The organism is Salmonella sp. 32120201201600049SM (assembly GCF_017572835.1).
In the GTDB taxonomy this organism is placed as follows: Bacteria; Pseudomonadota; Gammaproteobacteria; order Enterobacterales; family Enterobacteriaceae; genus Salmonella; species Salmonella enterica.
In genome coordinates this window covers 346,946-366,962 of the sequence record NZ_JAGESA010000002.1, presented here as the reverse complement: position 1 = coordinate 366,962, position 20,017 = coordinate 346,946, and the positions used below count along the sequence as shown (strand labels likewise).

The window sequence follows — 20,017 nt, the reverse complement described above, 5'->3', positions numbered from 1 at the left end:
CTTATCCGGCCTACGGTTTTGATTGTTCCGGTTTCCAGGAGTAAATAGTGCAAAGTGTTGATGTAGCAATAGTTGGCGGAGGCATGGTGGGACTGGCTGTCGCCTGCGGCTTGCAGGGGAGCGGTTTGCGCGTTGCGGTACTGGATCACGTTGTCCCCCAGCCGTTGGCGAACGATGCGCCGCCTCAGCTTCGGGTGTCGGCGATTAATGCCGCCAGCGAAAAACTGCTTACCCGTCTTGGCGTATGGTCAAACATTGTGGCGCGACGGGCAAGTTGCTACCACGGTATGGAAGTCTGGGATAAAGACAGCTTTGGCCGTATTACGTTTGATGACGCAAGCATGGGATATAGCCATCTGGGGCATATTGTTGAAAACAGCGTCATTCACTACGCATTGTGGCAAAAAGCGCAGCAAGCGGCGGATATCACCTTAATGGCGCCAGCGGAGTTACAGCAGGTCGCCTGGGGGGAGAACGACGCCTTCCTGACTTTAAAAGACGGCGCGATGTTAACCGCGCGTCTGGTGATTGCCGCGGATGGCGCCAACTCCTGGCTGCGTAACAAAGCGGATATTCCCTTAACTTTCTGGGACTACCGTCACCATGCGCTGGTAGCGACTATCCGCACCGAAGAGCCGCACGGCGCGGTTGCTCGCCAGGTGTTTCATGGTGAAGGTATTCTGGCGTTTTTGCCGTTAAGCGATCCGCATCTGTGTTCCATTGTCTGGTCGCTTTCTCCGCAGGATGCGGAGCGTATGCAACAGAGCGGCGACGAGGCGTTTAACCAGGCGTTGACTATCGCCTTCGATAATCGGCTGGGCTTATGCCGCCTGGAAAGCGAACGGCAGGTTTTTCCGCTGACGGGCCGCTATGCTCGCCAGTTTGCCGCGCATCGTCTGGCGTTGGTCGGTGATGCCGCGCACACCATCCATCCGCTGGCAGGGCAAGGCGTCAACCTCGGCTTTATGGACGCGGCCGAACTGGTGGACGATCTGCGCCGGCTTCAGCGCCAGGGCAAAGACATTGGCCAACATCTTTATCTCCGTCGTTATGAGCGTAGCCGTAAACATAGTGCGGCGATGATGCTTGCCGGGATGCAAGGTTTTCGTGACCTGTTTGCCGGCGAAAACCCGGCAAAAAAATTGCTGCGCGACATCGGACTGAAACTGGCGGACACGCTCCCCGGCGTCAAACCCCAACTGCTTCGCCAGGCAATGGGGCTAAACGACCTTCCGCAATGGCTTCGTTAAGCGTCTGACTGCACGCCAGCAAGAGTTTGAAACCCGTCACACTTTGCTTTCCCGGCTATCGCGCCGGGGGGCTTTCCTCGTTTGAAATAATCTAATTTCACCGCTTATTTCGCATTATATTTTCTAATGCCACTATTTTTGGCGAACGCGATTTTCGACATTTTTTCCGCATTTAATATTAATTTATGTTGTGGTAAATCGTATCAGCTTCCTTTTTATGACGGTTATTTAGCGTAATAGTGGTTTTTTGTGCTGATGGGATTTTAGCGTTTTTTAGTCATAAGCTAATGTGATGGTAAATTCAGCCTTATGGTTTAGCGCCTGGTTCGGTGGTAAGTTCAGGAGCAAGAGAACGTTTGCGTCGGCGCAGGAAAAAGGGCGTCGATGCCAGGTTTCGTGGCGAAGATTTCCCATGAAAATGGTTGTTAGCCCCCGCTAATTCAACGAGGAAAAGATGGCCCAACAGACGCCTTTGTACGAACAACACACGCTATGCGGCGCCCGCATGGTCGATTTTCATGGCTGGATGATGCCCCTGCATTACGGCTCTCAGCTTGATGAACACCACGCTGTGCGCACCGATGCCGGGATGTTTGATGTATCGCATATGACCATTGTCGATCTTCATGGCAGCCGCACACGAGAGTTTCTACGTTATCTGCTGGCCAACGACGTCGCGAAGCTAACGAAGACGGGTAAAGCCCTCTACTCCGGTATGCTTAACGCATCGGGCGGCGTGATTGATGACCTTATCGTCTACTACTTCACTGAAGATTTCTTCCGTCTCGTTGTTAACTCCGCCACCCGCGAAAAAGACCTCTCCTGGATTACCCAACACGCTGAACCTTATGCCATCGACATTACCGTTCGTGACGACCTGTCGCTGATTGCGGTACAGGGGCCGAATGCGCAGGAAAAAGCGGCGACTCTGTTTACTGACGAACAGCGCCATGCAGTAGAAGGTATGAAGCCGTTCTTCGGCGTTCAGGCGGGCGATCTGTTTATCGCCACCACCGGTTATACCGGCGAAGCGGGCTATGAAATCGCCATGCCGAATGAAAAAGCGGCGGATTTCTGGCGTGCGCTGGTGGAGGCGGGCGTGAAGCCGTGCGGTCTTGGCGCGCGCGACACGCTGCGTCTGGAAGCAGGCATGAACCTGTACGGTCAGGAGATGGATGAAGGTATCTCTCCGCTGGCGGCTAATATGGGATGGACTATCGCCTGGGAACCTGCTGACCGCGACTTTATTGGCCGTGAGGCGCTGGAGATGCAGCGTGAAAAAGGCCATGAGCAGCTTGTCGGTCTGGTGATGACCGAGAAAGGCGTATTGCGTAATGAACTGCCGGTGCGTTTTACCGATGCGCAGGGCAATCAGCAAGAAGGCATTATCACCAGCGGGACGTTTTCCCCAACGTTGGGCTACAGCATTGCGCTGGCGCGCGTTCCGGCGGGCATCGGCGAGACGGCGATTGTACAAATTCGTAACCGTGAAATGCCGGTAAAAGTGACTAAACCTGTTTTTGTGCGTAACGGCAAAGCCGTCGCGTGATTCATCCTTTTTTGGAGATTAATTGATGAGCAACGTACCCGCAGAACTGAAATACAGCAAAGAACACGAATGGCTGCGTAAAGAAGCGGATGGCACTTACACCGTTGGCATTACTGAACACGCTCAGGAGCTGTTGGGCGATATGGTTTTTGTTGATCTGCCGGAAGTCGGCGCGACCGTAAGCGCGGGCGACGACTGCGCCGTGGCGGAGTCCGTAAAAGCGGCGTCCGACATTTATGCGCCGGTAAGCGGCGAGATCGTGGCGGTAAACGATGCGCTGAGCGACTCCCCGGAGCTGGTGAACAGCGAACCGTATGCCGGTGGCTGGATCTTTAAAATCAAAGCCAGCGATGAAAGCGAACTTGAATCGCTGCTGGATGCCACCGCGTACGAGGCATTGTTAGAAGACGAATAATGTTGTGCCGGATGGCGCTAATGCTTATCCGGCCTACTCACTGCAACGCGAATGATTTTGCGTATTCGTTTTCGCACGCGTAGGCCCGGTAAGCGTCAGCGCCACCGGGCAACTGAGTTAGAGACAATCACGATTCACTGCACGTTTCAGGAACCATCGCCCATGACACAGACGTTAAGCCAGCTTGAAAACCGCGGCGCTTTCATTGAACGCCACATCGGACCGGACGCCGCGCAGCAGCAAGAGATGCTGAATGCGGTTGGCGCCGAGTCGTTAAACGCGCTGACAGGTCAGATTGTGCCGAAAGACATTCAGCTCGCGACTCCGCCGCAGGTTGGCGAGGCGGCAACCGAATATGCCGCACTGGCGGAATTAAAAGCCATCGCCGGGCGTAACAAGCGCTTCACGTCGTACATTGGCATGGGCTACACCGCCGTGCAGCTACCGCCGGTTATCCTGCGCAACATGCTGGAAAATCCAGGCTGGTACACCGCTTATACCCCGTATCAACCGGAAGTCTCTCAGGGGCGTCTGGAAGCGCTGCTCAACTTCCAACAGGTGACGCTGGACCTGACGGGGCTGGACATGGCTTCCGCCTCGCTGCTGGATGAAGCGACCGCCGCCGCTGAAGCGATGGCGATGGCAAAGCGCGTCAGCAAACTGAAAAATGCCAACCGGTTCTTTGTCGCCTCTGATGTCCATCCGCAAACTCTGGACGTCGTGCGTACTCGCGCCGAAACCTTTGGCTTTGACGTCATTGTGGATGACGCGGCGAAAGCACTGGATCACCAGGATGTGTTTGGCGTGCTGTTGCAGCAGGTTGGCTCCACGGGCGAAATTCACGATTACAGCGCGCTGATTAGCGAACTCAAAGCCCGTAAAGTGATTGTCAGCGTCGCCGCCGACTTTATGGCGCTGGTGCTGCTTACCGCGCCGGGTAAACAGGGCGCGGACATTGTTTTCGGCTCTGCGCAACGCTTCGGCGTACCGATGGGGTACGGTGGCCCGCATGCGGCGTTCTTTGCCGCCAAAGACGAATTTAAACGCTCCATGCCAGGCCGTATTATCGGCGTCTCAAAAGATGCGGCGGGCAATACCGCACTGCGCATGGCGATGCAGACTCGCGAACAGCATATCCGTCGTGAGAAAGCGAACTCCAACATTTGTACCTCGCAGGTACTGCTGGCTAACATCGCCAGTCTGTATGCCGTTTATCATGGACCGGTTGGACTGAAACGCATTGCGAATCGTATCCACCGCCTGACCGATATTCTGGCGGCCGGTCTGCAACAGAAAGGCTTAAAGCTGCGTCATGCGCACTACTTTGACACGCTGTGTGTGGAAGTAGCTGATAAAGCTGCGGTACTGGCGCGTGCGGAAGCGGCAGAGATCAACCTGCGCAGCGATATTCATAACGCGGTGGGTATTACGCTCGATGAAACCACCACCCGTGAGAATGTGGCGCAGTTGTTCAATGTTTTGCTGGGCGACAGCCACGGCCTGAACATTGAAACACTGGATAAAGACGTGGCGCTTGATAGCCGTTCCATTCAGCAAAGTATGCTGCGTGACGATGCGATTCTGACGCATCCGGTATTTAACCGTTACCACAGCGAAACCGAGATGATGCGCTATATGCACTCGCTGGAGCGTAAAGATCTGGCGCTGAATCAGGCGATGATCCCGCTGGGTTCCTGTACCATGAAGCTGAACGCCGCCGCCGAGATGATCCCTATCACCTGGCCGGAATTCGCTGAACTGCATCCGTTCTGCCCGCCGGAACAGGCGGAAGGATATCATCAGATGATTAGCCAGCTTTCTGACTGGCTGGTGAAACTCACCGGGTACGACGCCGTCTGTATGCAGCCTAACTCCGGCGCACAGGGGGAATACGCGGGGCTGCTGGCGATTCGTCACTATCACGAAAGCCGCAACGAAGGGCATCGCGATATCTGCCTGATCCCGGCCTCTGCTCACGGCACTAACCCTGCTTCTGCACATATGGCAGGAATGCAGGTGGTGGTTGTGGCGTGTGATAAGAACGGCAACATCGACCTGGACGATCTGCGGGCAAAAGCAGAACAACATGCTGCGAACCTCTCTTGCATCATGGTGACCTATCCGTCCACCCACGGCGTGTATGAAGAAACGATCCGTGAGGTGTGTGAAGTTGTGCACCAGTTCGGCGGTCAGGTTTACCTTGACGGCGCGAACATGAACGCTCAGGTCGGCATTACCTCACCGGGCTTTATTGGCGCGGACGTTTCGCATCTTAACCTGCATAAAACTTTCTGCATTCCGCACGGCGGCGGTGGCCCAGGCATGGGACCGATCGGCGTGAAAGCGCATCTGGCACCGTTCGTACCGGGTCATAGCGTGGTGCAAATCGAAGGCATGTTAACCCGTCAGGGCGCGGTTTCTGCGGCGCCGTTCGGTAGTGCCTCTATCCTGCCAATCAGCTGGATGTACATCCGCATGATGGGCGGAGAAGGCCTGAAGCAGGCAAGTCAGGTCGCGATTCTTAACGCTAACTACATTGCCAGCCGTCTGAAAGATGCCTATCCGGTACTGTATACTGGTCGCGATGGCCGTGTGGCGCACGAATGTATTCTTGATATTCGCCCATTGAAAGAAGAAACCGGCATCAGCGAGCTGGATATTGCCAAGCGTCTGATCGACTACGGTTTCCATGCGCCAACCATGTCGTTCCCGGTGGCGGGCACGCTGATGGTAGAGCCGACGGAATCTGAAGGTAAGGCTGAGCTGGATCGCTTTATCGATGCGATGCTGGCTATTCGCGCAGAGATTGACCAGGTGAAAGCGGGTGTCTGGCCGCTGGAAGATAACCCGCTGGTGAACGCGCCGCACATTCAGAGCGAACTGGTCGCCGAGTGGGCGCATCCGTACAGCCGTGAAGTTGCCGTATTCCCGGCAGGCGTGGCAGACAAATACTGGCCGACGGTGAAACGTCTGGATGATGTTTATGGCGACCGCAACCTGTTCTGCTCCTGCGTACCGATTAGCGACTACCAGTAATTTGCTGATTCGACTGTTTTCTAAAGGCGCTTCGGCGCCTTTTCAGCTTGTTAATAAAGTGCGTTTTGTTTATGTCGGATGCAGTGTGAGTGACTTATTCAGGCTACAAAGTGTTACTAATTCAATATATTACAGTAAATCGTTGGCTCCTGTCAGGCAACCTGGCGTTTGTATCAGTGTATTAGCCAGAATTAAATTACCGCTTTTTTAGAGCCTAATGATTCATTGTGCATCATTTTTACCTTGCTGTTATTTAATCAAAACAACACAGTATATTTACATGTAGTTACAAATAGTTTCTCTCCGGAATCGTTATTTACCTCTCAATATAGTTACAAAAATTTCCGTATATTAAATTCATCAAGTTATTAATTTAAATTATAAATTAAAAATAAACATAAATAACGTAAATATTTATTAACTTAGCGCTTTGTTTTTTATACCTGGAGGGAATAATGAAACGATTTATATTTCTGCCATTAATGACATATTTTCTATTAATGAATGCAATGGCAGCTAACGGAGAAAATAATCCCAGTAATCTATTAGGTGCACCAGTTAATACCGCTATTTCTGGTGGTTCAGTATTGCCGGAAGGAAAGTTATTAACCGCCGTGAATAGCTCATTTCGCGATAAAGATCATCAAATCGAGGGGCACGGAAGTCCGGATGTTTACTCCCAGATATGGTTATTGAAGATTCGTTACGGTTTGACCGACAGACTGGAATTATCAACTGTGGGTTCCTATATCAATAACAAACGAGACAATCTGTCTCCTGAGCACATAGAGGGAATGGGCGACCAATCAGTGGGGGTCAATTATGCTTTAATGAGCCAGCGAAGAGGTGATCCGTTTTGGGTTACGGTAGGTGGGGCAGTATTACTACCCACCGGGCAAGATGGAGATAATCATTTGCCTGGGAATAGCGCCTGGGGAGGAAGAGTAACACTCACTTTAACAAAATTATTTACTCCTAACATTAAAGGGGATATGGGTTTTGTCTATCAGGGACCATTTGAGCGCGGTAACCAGGACGTGAAACGAGGTAACGAATTCCAGTGGAATACCCAGGTGCGGTATATGTTTAGCGATTTACCGTTGGATCTTGGTCTGGAAAGTGCCTACAGCAATAATGCCTCTGGAACGAAAAAACTGTCTAATGGCAGCGTAATTAATAACCATTCTGGAACTACCGAATGGGTTGTTGGTCCGTCATTTAATATTGCCGTCGATTCACTGAAATTATGGTTTGGTGCCGGAGCCTTCTTCCCGGTAATGCAGGAAGCGAAGTCGCCAACCAAAATGGAAGATGTACGCTGGGAATTTAAAATAGGTAAGACCTGGTAAGACTCGTTCAAAGTGTTACCCGCCGACTGGCGGGTAACGTGCAGGAGTTAAAGCTTCTCGCCGTTGCTGGCAATCACCTCTTTGTACCAGTTGAAGCTTTTCTTACGCGAACGCGACATATCGCCCGTACCGTCATCGTGCTTGTTCACGTAGATGAAGCCGTAGCGCTTGCTGTACTGACCGGTGGTGAACGAGACGCAGTCGATGCAGCCCCACGGCGTGTAGCCCATCAGGTCGACACCATCGTAAGTCACCGCTTTTTTCATCTCTTCAATATGGGCGCGCAGGTAGTCAATTCGGTAGTCGTCGTTGATGCCGCCATCTTCTTCTACTTTGTCGTAAGCACCAAAACCGTTTTCGACAATAAACAGCGGCTTTTGATAGCGTTCGTACAGTTCACACAATGAATAACGCAGGCCCACCGGGTCAATCTGCCAGCCCCAGTCAGAGGCTTTAACATAGGGGTTCGGTACGCTGCCTTCAAAACCGGAAATCGCATCGCCGCTACCGCCTTCGGCTTTGACCGCGTTGGTCATGTAATAACTGAAACCAAGATAATCGCAGGTGCCTTCGCGCAGCACTTCAAGATCGCCATCGTCCATTTTGATGTTAAATCCGCGGCGCTCCCACTCGTTCAACACATAGGACGGGTAATAGCCGCGCAGCTGCACATCGGTAAAGACGTAGCGTTCACGCATCGACTCCTGAGCAAACATCACATCTTCTGGTTTACAGGAGAAAGGATACAGCGCGACCATCGCCAGCATACAACCCACTTTCATCTGTGGATTAATACGACGTGCCGCTTTTACCGCCAGCGCGCTGGCGACAAACTGATGATGTAAGACCTGATACATGGTTTCTTCTGGATTCTCATGCTCGGTATACACCACGCCGGAACAGCAGTAGCCAAACAGCGGCGCGCGCCAGTTTCGCTGGTTGTTAATTTCGTTGAAGGTCATCCAGTATTTGACCTTATGTTTGTAGCGTTCAAACACGACTTCAGCAAAACGGACAAAGAAATCAACGACCTTACGATTGGTCCAGCCGCCGTAGTGCTGTACCAGATGTAATGGCATTTCAAAGTGGGAAAGGGTGATGACCGGTTCGATGTTGTATTTGAGTAATTCATCAAACATGTCGTCGTAGAATTTCAGACCGGCCTCGTTTGGCTGGGATTCGTCGCCATTCGGGAAGATACGCGTCCAGGCAATAGAGGTACGGAAGCATTTGAACCCCATTTCGGCGAAAAGACGGATGTCTTCTTTGTAATGTCCGTAAAAATCCACCGCCTCGTGGTTCGGATAGTATTTGCCAGCAACGACATTCTGGGTGATTTCGCGTGGCACGCCGTGTGCGCCGCCGGTTAGCACGTCGCAGATGCTGGGGCCTTTACCGTCTTTATTCCAGCCGCCTTCAACCTGGTGTGCGGCAACCGCGCCGCCCCATAAAAAATCTTTTGGCAGGGTGAGTTTTCTCATTGTTGCATAATCTCAATTTATTTAGTCTGTTATCATTCATTCTGCACCAAATGGCATGTAAAGCGTACGCAAAATTCCAGGATGCTCGCGTGTCGGGACAAGAACACATTCAGATCGTAACATCCACTTCAAGGGGCCATATTCAGGGGATAACCACATGCAGCCAAACGACATTACTTTCTTTCAACGTTTCCAGAATGACATTCTGGCAGGGCGTAAAACCATCACTATTCGTGATGCCTCCGAGTCCCACTTTAAAGCAGGCGATGTGCTACGCGTGGGACGGTTCGAAGATGATGGCTATTTTTGCACAATCGAAGTGACAGGAACGTCAACTGTGACGCTGGATACGCTGAACGAAAAACATGCGCAACAGGAAAATATGTCGCTTGATGAGCTGAAACGGGTCATTGCTGAAATCTATCCCAACCAGACGCAATTTTATGTGATTGATTTTAAATGCCTTTGATAAATATGAACGCGTGTTAGTTGAGTTTTTGTAATTAACTTATTGAATAATAAACAAAATTTAATTTTGCGAATTTATTTTAGCTAACATGTGTTCACTGGAACCATTCTCAGTTACGCTAGAGGCGCAGTTCATCGTTATGAACGTTTCTCCGGAGTAAGTTATGGTGCAAAAACCATTAATGACGCAGGGATATTCGCTGGCTGAGGAAATCGCCAACAGTATTAGCCACGGCATTGGATTGGTATTTGGTATTGTCGGCCTGGTGCTGTTGTTGGTTCAGGCGGTAGAGGCGAATGCGGGTATGACGGCTATCGCCAGCTACAGTTTATATGGCGGGAGCATGATCCTGCTTTTTCTTGCCTCAACGCTTTATCATGCCATTCCTCATCAGCGGGCAAAAATCTGGTTAAAGAAATTTGATCACTGCGCTATCTATCTGCTCATTGCCGGAACCTATACGCCATTTCTGCTGGTAGGTCTGGATTCGCCGCTGGCGCGCGGACTAATGATTGTGATCTGGAGCCTGGCGCTATTCGGTATCCTCTTCAAGTTGACGATTGCGCACCGATTTAAAGTGCTTTCACTGGTTACGTATCTGGCAATGGGCTGGCTGTCGCTGATAGTGGTTTATCAGTTGGCGATTAAGCTGGCGATAGGCGGCGTGACGCTGCTGGCGGTAGGCGGCGTCGTTTACTCGCTGGGCGTAATTTTCTATGTTTGCAAACGCATACCTTATAACCACGCCATCTGGCATGGCTTTGTGCTGGGCGGCAGCGTGTGCCACTTCCTGGCCATCTATTTGTATGTGGGACAGGCGTAATTCCCGGATGCCCGTGCCGGATGGCGGCGCTGTCGTACCTTATCCGGCCTACGAGAGCAGCACGTGCGAGCCTGATGGCGTTGCGCTATCAGGCTATCCGGCTTTTAACGTGATATCACTCTTCTAGCGAGTAAGGCAGCGGGACGATATGCAGGGTGTTGGCATCGTCGCGAACACGGAAGACGCTTTCGGCTTCTAAATCGTTATTCATGACGGCCTGAACCAGTAACTGACCATCGTCCAACTGCGTCGCCGCCAGAATAGCGCCGGTACGACGCCAGTTCTCGCCCATCTGTAGCTCCAGATCTTCTCCTGCTTCCGGTACCCGGCTGGCTTTGCCCGCCAGCAACCAAAGCGCGCGTTTATTGGCGCCGCGGAATTTTGCCCGTGCGACCATCTCCTGTCCGGTGTAGCAGCCTTTCTTGAAGCTGATGCCGCCCAGCGCCTGTAGGTTAGTCGCCTGGGGGATAAACTGACCGCTGTTCGCCGCGTCAATCACCGGAATGCCTGCTTCAATATCCAACGCCAGCCACTGTTGACTGTTATTCAGTTCGGCTTCGCCATGCAACTTCTCTGTTAACATGTTGGCCGTCGCGACATCGGTGACAAGCAGGAATCGTTCCGCAGGATGTTCAAACCATAGCAGCGTGGAGGCGCCGTCTCTGACCACCTGATTTTCGCTATTGGGCAGTACGCTAAAGACATTAGCCAGCGCCGCGCGGGCCTGAAAACCTGCCACGCCAAGCAATACGCGTTCGTCATCCGGCGCGATGACCACTTTGGAAAATACGGCGTACTTTTTCAGCTCCGTTAATTGCGCTTCACGCACGCTACGGCGTTCAATCCAGGCGAAACCGTCGCGCTCACGGAACAGGCGCAGAGTGCTCCACATCTTACCTTTAGCATCGCAGTGGGCGGCGAGAAGGTGTTGCTGTTCAGTCATCTGGCTTACGTCAGCGGTGACCTGGCCCTGAATATACTTTTCACTGTCTACGCCGGTAATGGACGACAGCGCCCAGTCGTCAAGCGCGATCAGCGTCAGCGGCAGGCGGGCTGACGATGAAGGATGACGTGGTGGAAAGGAGATAAAAGCCATAAATAATGTCCTGGTTAGCTGCAACAATAATGGTTAATGGTAAAAGAGCCATCGGTCATTGCAAGTGCTTTAAATAGCCCATTGAGAGCGGATTGATCGTTTTGCGAGGCGGTATCCAAAACGGATGAACATATTGATTCCCAGCCTTTTATTTCGCGATCGCGTTCCAGATTACTGAGATTCCCGTAAAACAACGCCAAAAACACGTTACAATAGCCCGGTACTTCATTTTCGCGAGGCAGGAAGAACATGGATATTCACAATAAAGCACGTATTCACTGGGCATGTCGTCGCGGTATGCGCGAACTTGATATTTCCATCATGCCGTTTTTTGAACATGAGTACGATAGTTTAAGTGATGAAGAAAAGCGTATTTTTGTCCGTTTGTTGCAGAGTGATGACCCGGATTTATTTAACTGGTTAATGAATCACGGTAAACCGGCTGACGCTGAACTGGAACAGATGGTCCGACTCATTCAGACACGGAATCGGGAACGTGGTCCTGTGGCAATCTGATTTACGCGTCTCATGGCGCGCTCAGTGGATCTCATTGCTCATTCATGGGCTGGTTTCTGCGGTGATTTTATTGATGCCCTGGCCGCTGAGTTATACCCCGTTATGGATGATACTACTGTCGCTGGTCGTGTTTGACTGTGTACGTAGCCAGCGCAGGATTAATACCTGCCAGGGAGAGATCAAGCTACTCATGGACGGGCGCTTACGCTGGCAGGGGCAGGACTGGACGCTCTTGCGTCCGCCCTGGTTACTGAAGAGCGGGATGGTGTTGCGTTTACGCGCAGAGTCTGGACGTCATCAGCATTTATGGCTGGCGGCGGATAGCATGGAAGAAGCGGAATGGCGTGAGTTGCGTCGGATACTGTTACAGCAGCCGATATCAGGCCAACACTGACGGAACGGCGTAAACGCGGTTCCGTCGAGAGGGAAGTACAGCGAGTAAGGTTTCAGGCGTAGTGTTCGGCCATTTCGCCGAGAATTTGTTCACACCAGGTCTGTATACGCTCATCGCTGAGATCGTACTGGTTCGTTTCATCCAGCGCCAGGCCGACAAACAGTTGCCCATCCGCAATGACCGGTTTATTGCTGGTAAATTCGTAGCCTTCTGTGGGCCAGTAGCCGACAAATTTAACGCCTTTGAGGGCAAGTTTGTCATGCAACATACCCAGCGCATCCAGGAACCACTCACCGTAGCCGAGCTGGTCGCCCATACCGTAAAGCGCAACGATTTTGCCTTCCAGATTGAGATCGTCCAGTTGCTCCCAGACGGCTTCCCAGTCCTCCTGAATTTCACCAAAATCCCAGGTGGGGATGCCTAAAATGAGCACGTCGTACTGCTCCATTAAGGCGGGGGCGTCATCCTTGAGGTTATGTAATGTCACCAGCTCCGGGCCGAGGATATCGCGAATTTTCTCTGCGGCCATCTCGGTGTAGCACGTGCTGGAACCGTAAAAAAGACCCATGTTCATTACGTTACATCTCGATTCTGCTATAGCGTTGCGGGTAGTGTAACAGAATCGCTGCATTCACGGCACAATGAGGCATAATGCACCCAAAGTCAGCGTGAAGTGGGGAGCGCGAATGGAACAGGATTTAGCGCGTATTGAGCAGTTTCTGGATGCCCTGTGGCTGGAACGAAATCTGGCGGAAAATACATTAAGCGCGTATCGTCGCGATTTATCGATGGTCGTTGCGTGGTTGCATCATCGCGGAAAAACGCTTGCGACGGCGCAGGCTGATGATTTACAAACGCTGCTGGCTGAACGGGTGGAGGGCGGATACAAAGCGACCAGCTCCGCACGCCTGTTAAGCGCTATGCGGCGCTTTTTCCAGCATCTGTACCGTGAAAAGTATCGTGAGGATGATCCGAGCGCGCAGTTGGCCTCGCCTAAGCTTCCGCAGCGTTTACCGAAAGACCTTAGCGAGGCGCAGGTTGAGCGGCTCTTGCAGGCGCCGCTTATTGATCAACCTTTGGAGTTGCGCGATAAAGCTATGTTGGAAGTGCTGTATGCCACCGGTTTGCGCGTGTCGGAACTGGTGGGGCTGACAATGAGCGATATCAGTCTGCGGCAGGGCGTGGTGCGGGTTATCGGTAAAGGCAATAAAGAGCGGTTGGTGCCGTTAGGTGAAGAGGCGGTATATTGGCTGGAAACGTATCTGGAGCATGGGCGTCCCTGGTTACTCAATGGCGTATCGATTGACGTATTATTCCCCAGTCAGCGTGCGCAGCAGATGACGCGGCAGACCTTCTGGCACCGTATTAAACATTATGCGGTACTGGCTGGAATCGATAGCGAAAAACTATCGCCGCATGTTTTACGTCACGCTTTCGCCACGCATTTGCTGAATCACGGCGCCGACTTGCGCGTTGTACAAATGCTACTTGGGCATAGCGATCTTTCGACGACACAAATTTATACGCATGTCGCAACGGAGCGTTTGCGTCAACTTCATCAACAGCACCATCCGCGGGCATGAGTGCTGACAGGAAAGGATAGTTTATGAAAAAGCGTTTTATGATGTTCACTTTACTGGCGGCGGCGTTTTCAGGCGTGGCCCATGCGGATGATGCGGCTATCCGTCAGTCGCTGGCTAAGCTGGGCGTTCAGAGTACGGAAATTCAGGCCTCGCCAGTGGCAGGGATGAAAACCGTCCTCACTCACAGCGGCGTACTGTACGTCACTGACGATGGCAAACATATTATTCAAGGGCCGATGTATGACGTGAGCGGCGCGCATCCGGTAAACGTGACGAACAAACTGCTGATGAGCCAGCTAAATGCGCTGGAAAAAGAGATGATCGTCTATAAAGCGCCGGATGAGAAACATGTCATTACTGTTTTTACCGATATCACCTGCGGCTATTGTCATAAGCTACATGAAGAGATGAAAGATTATAACGCGCTGGGGATTACGGTACGTTATCTGGCCTTCCCGCGCCAGGGGCTGGAAAGCCAGGCGGAGCAGGATATGAAATCTATCTGGTGCGCCAAAGACAAAAACAAAGCGTTTGATGACGCCATGGCAGGTAAGGGCGTGAAACCGGCAAGCTGTGACGTGAACATTGCTGATCATTATGCGTTGGGCGTGCAGTTGGGCGTTAGCGGTACGCCAGCCATTGTATTGAGTAACGGCTATGTGGTGCCTGGCTATCAGGGACCGAAAGAGATGAAAGCGTTTCTTGATGAGCATCAAAAACAGACCAGTGGTAAATAATACGCGTGAAACAACAGAGACAACTTCGTCGGCGCGAGGCTGATGAGACGGCGGAACTCCCCGCCGATCTTCCTCCATTACTACGACGTTTATATGCCAGCCGGGGCGTTCGTAGCGCCCGCGAACTGGAGCGCAGCGTGAAAGGAATGCTGCCCTGGCAACAGCTTAGCGGCATAGATAACGCGGTGGAGATCCTCTACAACGCCTTTCGCGAAGGTATCCGCATTATTGTTGTTGGCGATTTTGACGCCGACGGCGCGACCAGTACTGCACTAAGCGTATTGGGAATGCGTGCGTTGGGATGTGACAACATCAGTTATCTGGTGCCTAATCGCTTTGAGGACGGCTACGGTTTAAGCCCGGAAGTGGTCGATCAGGCGAAGGCGCGCGGCGCGCAGCTTATCGTCACCGTAGACAACGGCATTTCATCCCACGCCGGCGTAGCGCATGCAAAGACGTTGGGGATTCCGGTGATCGTGACCGATCACCACCTGCCAGGCGACACGTTGCCGGATGCCGAAGCGATTATTAATCCCAATCTGCGCGACTGCGAATTCCCGTCTAAGTCGCTGGCGGGCGTCGGCGTGGCGTTTTACCTGATGCTGGCGTTGCGAACATTTTTGCGCGACAAAGGATGGTTCGACGAGCGCAACATTGCGCCGCCGAATTTGGCGGAGCTGCTGGATTTAGTGGCGTTGGGTACGGTAGCAGACGTTGTGCCGCTGGACGCTAACAACCGTATTCTGACCTGGCAAGGGCTAAGTCGTATTCGTGCCGGGAAATGCCGTCCGGGAATTAAAGCGTTGCTGGAGATATCGAATCGCGATCCGCAGCAGCTTGCCGCCAGTGATTTAGGCTTCGCGTTGGGGCCTCGCCTGAATGCCGCCGGCAGGCTGGATGATATGTCCGTTGGCGTGGCGTTACTGTTGTGCGACAACCTCGGCGAAGCGCGTGTTCTGGCCAGCGAGCTGGATGCGCTTAACCAGACGCGCAAAGAAATAGAGCAGGGGATGCAGGCGGAAGCGCTTATCCTGTGCGAAAAGCTTGAGCGCAGTAGTGAAACGCTTCCGGGCGGTCTGGCGATGTATCATCCTGAATGGCACCAGGGCGTGGTCGGAATTCTGGCGTCGCGCATTAAAGAGCGTTTTCACCGCCCGGTGATCGCCTTTGCGCCTGCGGGCGACGGCACGCTAAAAGGCTCAGGCCGATCGATTCAGGGGTTGCATATGCGCGATGCGCTGGAAAGGCTGGATACGCTTTACCCTGATCTGATGATCAAGTTCGGCGGTCATGCGATGGCGGCGGGATTGTCGCTGGAAGAGCATAAATTCGAGCAGTTTCAGCAACGTTTTGGCGAGCTGGTGACGGAATGGCTCGATCCTGCCCTGTTGCAAGGCGAGGTGATCTCCGATGGTCCATTAAGCGCGGCGGAGATGTCTATGGAAGTGGCGCAACTGTTGCGGGATGCCGGACCGTGGGGGCAAATGTTCCCGGAACCGTTATTCGATGGTCGTTTCCGTCTGCTACAGCAGCGTCTGGTGGGCGAGCGTCACCTCAAGGTGATGGTGGAGCCTGTCGGCGGCGGCCCGCTGTTGGATGGCATCGCATTTAATATTGATACGACCTGTTGGCCGGATAACGGCGTGCGGGAGGTAGAACTGGCTTATAAACTGGACATTAACGAGTTTCGCGGCAACCGTAGTTTACAGATTATTATCGATGATATTTGGCCGCTATGATCGGGGCGATTTAATAACACTTTCGCTGTAATTAAGGGGCGAAATCCGCTAATATTTCGCCCTTATAACCGCATTTTGACAAGTCAAATAAAAGAAATCAGACCATGTTTGAAATTAACCCGGTGAATAACCGCATTCAGGACCTCACGGAACGCACCAACGTTCTTAGGGGGTATCTTTGACTACGATGCTAAGAAAGAGCGTCTGGAAGAAGTAAACGCCGAGCTGGAACAGCCGGATGTCTGGAACGAACCTGAGCGCGCGCAGGCGCTGGGAAAAGAGCGTTCATCGCTCGAAGCGATCGTCGATACGCTTGATCAAATGACTCAGGGGCTGGACGACGTTTCCGGGCTGCTGGAACTGGCGGTAGAAGCTGACGACGAAGAGACGTTTAACGAAGCCGTCGCGGAACTGAATACGCTGGAAGAGAAGCTGGCGCAGTTGGAATTCCGTCGGATGTTCTCCGGCGAGTACGATAGCGCCGATTGCTATCTCGATATTCAGGCCGGTTCCGGTGGTACTGAAGCGCAGGACTGGGCCAGCATGTTGCTGCGTATGTATCTGCGTTGGGCGGAAGCGCGCGGCTTCAAGACAGAAGTCATTGAAGAGTCGGAAGGGGAAGTCGCCGGCATTAAGTCCGCGACTATCAAAATCTCCGGCGAATATGCCTATGGCTGGCTGCGCACTGAAACCGGCGTACATCGTCTGGTGCGTAAAAGCCCGTTCGACTCCGGCGGTCGCCGTCATACCTCGTTTAGCTCCGCATTTGTGTATCCGGAAGTGGACGACGATATCGATATCGACATTAACCCGGCGGATCTGCGTATCGACGTCTATCGCGCGTCTGGCGCAGGCGGTCAGCACGTTAACCGTACGGAATCCGCCGTGCGTATCACCCATATTCCCACCGGGATCGTGACGCAGTGCCAGAACGACCGTTCGCAGCACAAAAACAAAGACCAGGCCATGAAGCAGATGAAAGCGAAGCTTTATGAACTGGAGATGCAGAAAAAGAACGCTGAAAAACAGGCGATGGAAGACACTAAGTCCGATATCGGCTGGGGAAGCCAGATTCGTTCCTATGTCCTGGACGATTCCCGCATTAAAGACCTGCGTACTGGGGTGGAAACCCGCAATACACAGGCGGTACTGGACGGTAGTCTGGATCAATTTATCGAAGCAAGTTTGAAAGCAGGGCTATGAGGAATCAACATGTCTGAACAAAACGCACAGGGCGCTGACGAGGTAGTCGATCTTAACAATGAAATGAAGGCACGTCGCGAGAAGCTGGCTGCACTGCGTGAGCAGGGTATCCCGTTCCCGAACGATTTCCGTCGTGACCGTACCTCAGACCAACTGCACGCAGAGTTTGACGCGAAAGAAGCTGAAGAACTGGAAGCGCTGAATATTGAAGTGTCCGTCGCGGGCCGTATGATGACTCGCCGTATTATGGGTAAAGCCTCTTTTGTTACCCTGCAAGACGTAGGCGGCCGCATTCAGCTGTATGTGGCGCGCGATGATCTGCCGGAAGGCGTTTACAACGAGCAGTTCAAGAAGTGGGATCTTGGCGATATCCTCGGCGCGAAAGGTAAGCTGTTCAAAACCAAAACCGGCGAGCTGTCTATCCACTGCACCGAACTGCGCCTGCTGACGAAAGCGCTGCGTCCGTTGCCGGATAAATTCCACGGCCTGCAGAACCAGGAAGCGCGCTATCGCCAGCGTTATCTGGATCTCATCTCTAACGATGAATCCCGTAACACCTTCAAAACCCGTTCGAAGATCCTGGCCGGTATTCGCCAGTTTATGGTTGCTCGCGGCTTTATGGAAGTCGAAACCCCGATGATGCAGGTGATCCCAGGCGGCGCGTCTGCCCGTCCGTTTATCACCCATCACAACGCGCTGGATCTGGACATGTACCTGCGTATCGCGCCGGAACTGTACCTCAAGCGTCTGGTGGTTGGCGGCTTCGAACGCGTATTCGAAATTAACCGTAACTTCCGTAACGAAGGCATCTCCGTGCGCCATAATCCTGAGTTCACCATGATGGAACTCTATATGGCGTATGCGGACTACAAAGACCTGATCGAGCTGACGGAGTCTCTGTTCCGTACGCTGGCGCAGGATGTTCTGGGCACCACCCAGGTTCCGTACGGTGATGAAGTGTTTGACTTCGGTAAGCCGTTCGAAAAACTGACCATGCGTGAAGCGATCAAGAAATATCGCCCGGAAACGGATATGGCTGATCTGGACAACTTCGATTCCGCGAAGGCGATTGCTGAAAGCATCGGCATTCACGTCGAGAAAAGCTGGGGTCTGGGCCGTATCGTCACCGAGATCTTTGACGAAGTCGCTGAAGCGCATCTGATTCAGCCGACCTTCATCACCGAATATCCGGCTGAAGTGTCTCCGCTGGCGCGTCGTAATGATGTGAACCCGGAAATCACTGACCGCTTCGAGTTCTTTATCGGCGGTCGTGAAATCGGCAATGGCTTTAGCGAGTTGAACGATGCGGAAGACCAGGCGCAGCGTTTCCTGGATCAGGTTAATGCAAAAGCGGCGGGCGATGACGAAGCCATGTTCTACGACGAAGACTACGTGACGGCGCTGGAACACGGTTTACCGCCGACAGCGGGTCTGGGAATTGGTATCGACCGTATGGTGATGCTGTTTACTAACAGCCACACGATTCGCGACGTTATTCTGTTCCCGGCGATGCGTCCGGTGAAATAAGATGTAAATTGCCGGATGGGGCATTAGCCGCCATCCGGCATCTCTTCGTTCAGACGTAGCGTCATCAGGCAATTTTTAACGCTGGCAGTAATTGAGCAGTCGTTCACGCGCTTGTTCGTCTGACGCTTGCATGACCATCCACGGGCTAAATGCCCACGGCGTAGCGAGAAGGCTTTTCCATACGCTTTTAAATTCGCTCCACTGATAGTCCATCACCTCTTCGCTGTTAACCTGTAACACACTGGTTGCCCGCGCGGCAAATACCGGACAGACTTCATTTTCCACAATACCGTTTGGATCTGTCGCTCGATAGCTGAAGTGCGGATAGACGGGGGTGAGATCGGTAATTTCCACGCCGAGTTCGAACCGACAACGGCGGATGATCGCCTCTTCGGTGGTTTCGCCTTGTTGCGGATGACCGCAAACCGAATTCGTCCACACGCCTGGCCAGGCTTTCTTGTTCAGCGACCGTCGTGTTACCAGCAACTGGCCATCTTCGTTAAATAGCCAGCAGGAGAAAGCCAGATGCAAAGGCGTATTAAGCGTATGAGCCGCATACTTTTCCAGTGTGCCGGAAGGCTTATCCTGCTCATCCAATAAAACGACATGTTCCTCAGTCATGAAAGCTCCTGAAAATTAAAATGACCCGGCAGCATGGCCAGGCCATATACTCAGACGATCAGCGTAGCGCATAACAGAAAGAAAGGCATTACCAAAACAGGCCCTGACAGAACGCAGACGAGCGCCATCATGCCGTGAGTCGATATTATGCTGGCATATCGGATATTCGCGGCATCATCATCCACGCGGCCCCTTTCCGGCGTCAATGGATTGGGCATACGGCATTTGG

General features: G+C 52.6%; 18 protein-coding genes. 14 read left to right on the top strand and 4 right to left on the bottom strand.

Annotated features, from left to right (window positions below):
- The first annotated feature begins 47 nt into the window (after window positions 1–47).
- From ubiI to J4650_RS07695, 5 genes are all read left to right on the top strand, one after another.
- The gene (gene ubiI / locus J4650_RS07715; RefSeq protein ID WP_001192144.1) at window positions 48–1,250 is read left to right on the top strand and encodes an FAD-dependent 2-octaprenylphenol hydroxylase; all 1,203 of its coding nucleotides are present in this window, start codon (window positions 48–50) and stop codon (window positions 1,248–1,250) included.
- Window positions 1,251–1,704: 454 nt separating this feature from the next.
- A complete protein-coding gene (gene gcvT / locus J4650_RS07710) occupies window positions 1,705–2,799 on the top strand; it encodes a glycine cleavage system aminomethyltransferase GcvT (protein WP_000068733.1) in 1,095 nt (364 codons plus the stop codon).
- 25 nt (window positions 2,800–2,824) lie between these two features.
- The gene (gene gcvH, locus J4650_RS07705; RefSeq protein WP_001295377.1) at window positions 2,825–3,214 is read left to right on the top strand and encodes a glycine cleavage system protein GcvH; all 390 of its coding nucleotides are present in this window, start codon (window positions 2,825–2,827) and stop codon (window positions 3,212–3,214) included.
- Window positions 3,215–3,376: 162 nt separating this feature from the next.
- Window positions 3,377–6,250 (top strand): aminomethyl-transferring glycine dehydrogenase, encoded by a 2,874-nt coding sequence (gcvP, locus tag J4650_RS07700; protein WP_023993953.1) that lies wholly within the window; start codon window positions 3,377–3,379, stop codon window positions 6,248–6,250.
- 455 nt (window positions 6,251–6,705) lie between these two features.
- The gene (locus tag J4650_RS07695; RefSeq protein WP_000819375.1) at window positions 6,706–7,599 is read left to right on the top strand and encodes a transporter; all 894 of its coding nucleotides are present in this window, start codon (window positions 6,706–6,708) and stop codon (window positions 7,597–7,599) included.
- 47 nt (window positions 7,600–7,646) lie between these two features.
- On the opposite strand, the gene bglA is transcribed toward J4650_RS07695, so the two are convergent.
- Complete coding sequence (bglA, locus tag J4650_RS07690) at window positions 7,647–9,080, bottom strand: 6-phospho-beta-glucosidase BglA (protein ID WP_001230139.1); 1,434 nt, start codon at window positions 9,078–9,080, stop codon at window positions 7,647–7,649.
- A gap of 157 nt (window positions 9,081–9,237) precedes the next feature.
- Between bglA and yqfB the strand changes: the two genes are divergently transcribed.
- The gene (gene yqfB / locus J4650_RS07685; RefSeq protein ID WP_001182976.1) at window positions 9,238–9,549 is read left to right on the top strand and encodes a N(4)-acetylcytidine aminohydrolase; all 312 of its coding nucleotides are present in this window, start codon (window positions 9,238–9,240) and stop codon (window positions 9,547–9,549) included.
- 163 nt (window positions 9,550–9,712) lie between these two features.
- Window positions 9,713–10,372 carry a hemolysin III family protein gene (locus J4650_RS07680; protein WP_000250289.1) on the top strand — a complete coding sequence of 220 codons (660 nt, stop codon included), beginning with the start codon at window positions 9,713–9,715 and terminating at the stop codon, window positions 10,370–10,372.
- Window positions 10,373–10,487: 115 nt separating this feature from the next.
- On the opposite strand, the gene ygfZ is transcribed toward J4650_RS07680, so the two are convergent.
- The gene (ygfZ, locus tag J4650_RS07675; protein ID WP_023260866.1) at window positions 10,488–11,468 is read right to left on the bottom strand and encodes a tRNA-modifying protein YgfZ; all 981 of its coding nucleotides are present in this window, start codon (window positions 11,466–11,468) and stop codon (window positions 10,488–10,490) included.
- 249 nt (window positions 11,469–11,717) lie between these two features.
- Between ygfZ and sdhE the strand changes: the two genes are divergently transcribed.
- Together sdhE and J4650_RS07665 are read left to right on the top strand one after the other, a co-directional pair.
- Entirely contained in the window at window positions 11,718–11,984 is a 267-nt protein-coding gene (sdhE, locus tag J4650_RS07670) for an FAD assembly factor SdhE (protein ID WP_000351186.1), read from the top strand.
- Window positions 11,965–12,378, top strand: coding sequence for a protein YgfX (locus J4650_RS07665; protein WP_000244761.1), 414 nt, complete (start codon window positions 11,965–11,967; stop codon window positions 12,376–12,378). Before sdhE ends, J4650_RS07665 begins: the two co-directional genes overlap by 20 nt.
- 52 nt (window positions 12,379–12,430) lie before the next feature.
- On the opposite strand, the gene fldB is transcribed toward J4650_RS07665, so the two are convergent.
- Window positions 12,431–12,952 carry a flavodoxin FldB gene (gene fldB, locus J4650_RS07660; RefSeq protein WP_001055885.1) on the bottom strand — a complete coding sequence of 174 codons (522 nt, stop codon included), beginning with the start codon at window positions 12,950–12,952 and terminating at the stop codon, window positions 12,431–12,433.
- A 112-nt stretch (window positions 12,953–13,064) separates the two neighbouring features.
- Here fldB and xerD point away from each other — a divergent pair, with 112 nt between their 5' ends.
- The 5 genes from xerD (at window position 13,065) to lysS (ending at window position 19,167) form a co-directional block, all read left to right on the top strand.
- Entirely contained in the window at window positions 13,065–13,961 is an 897-nt protein-coding gene (xerD, locus tag J4650_RS07655; protein ID WP_000434302.1) for a site-specific tyrosine recombinase XerD, read from the top strand.
- A 23-nt stretch (window positions 13,962–13,984) separates the two neighbouring features.
- Complete coding sequence (dsbC, locus tag J4650_RS07650; protein ID WP_000745614.1) at window positions 13,985–14,698, top strand: bifunctional protein-disulfide isomerase/oxidoreductase DsbC; 714 nt, start codon at window positions 13,985–13,987, stop codon at window positions 14,696–14,698.
- A 5-nt stretch (window positions 14,699–14,703) separates the two neighbouring features.
- Window positions 14,704–16,437, top strand: a complete 1,734-nt coding sequence (recJ, locus tag J4650_RS07645; protein WP_000813387.1) for a single-stranded-DNA-specific exonuclease RecJ — start codon at window positions 14,704–14,706, stop codon at window positions 16,435–16,437.
- A 104-nt stretch (window positions 16,438–16,541) separates the two neighbouring features.
- Window positions 16,542–17,640, top strand: a protein-coding gene (gene prfB / locus J4650_RS07640; protein ID WP_010989230.1) for a peptide chain release factor 2 whose coding sequence is annotated in 2 segments (ribosomal slippage) — window positions 16,542–16,616 and window positions 16,618–17,640 — 1,098 coding nt in all. Because the reading frame shifts where the segments join, the coding sequence is not laid out codon by codon here.
- Window positions 17,641–17,649: 9 nt separating this feature from the next.
- Window positions 17,650–19,167 carry a lysine--tRNA ligase gene (gene lysS, locus J4650_RS07635; protein WP_124234960.1) on the top strand — a complete coding sequence of 506 codons (1,518 nt, stop codon included), beginning with the start codon at window positions 17,650–17,652 and terminating at the stop codon, window positions 19,165–19,167.
- 75 nt (window positions 19,168–19,242) lie between these two features.
- Here lysS and idi read toward each other — a convergent pair whose 3' ends face one another.
- Window positions 19,243–19,788 (bottom strand): isopentenyl-diphosphate Delta-isomerase, encoded by a 546-nt coding sequence (gene idi / locus J4650_RS07630; protein ID WP_023218751.1) that lies wholly within the window; start codon window positions 19,786–19,788, stop codon window positions 19,243–19,245.
- Between the last annotated feature and the right edge of the window lie 229 nt (window positions 19,789–20,017).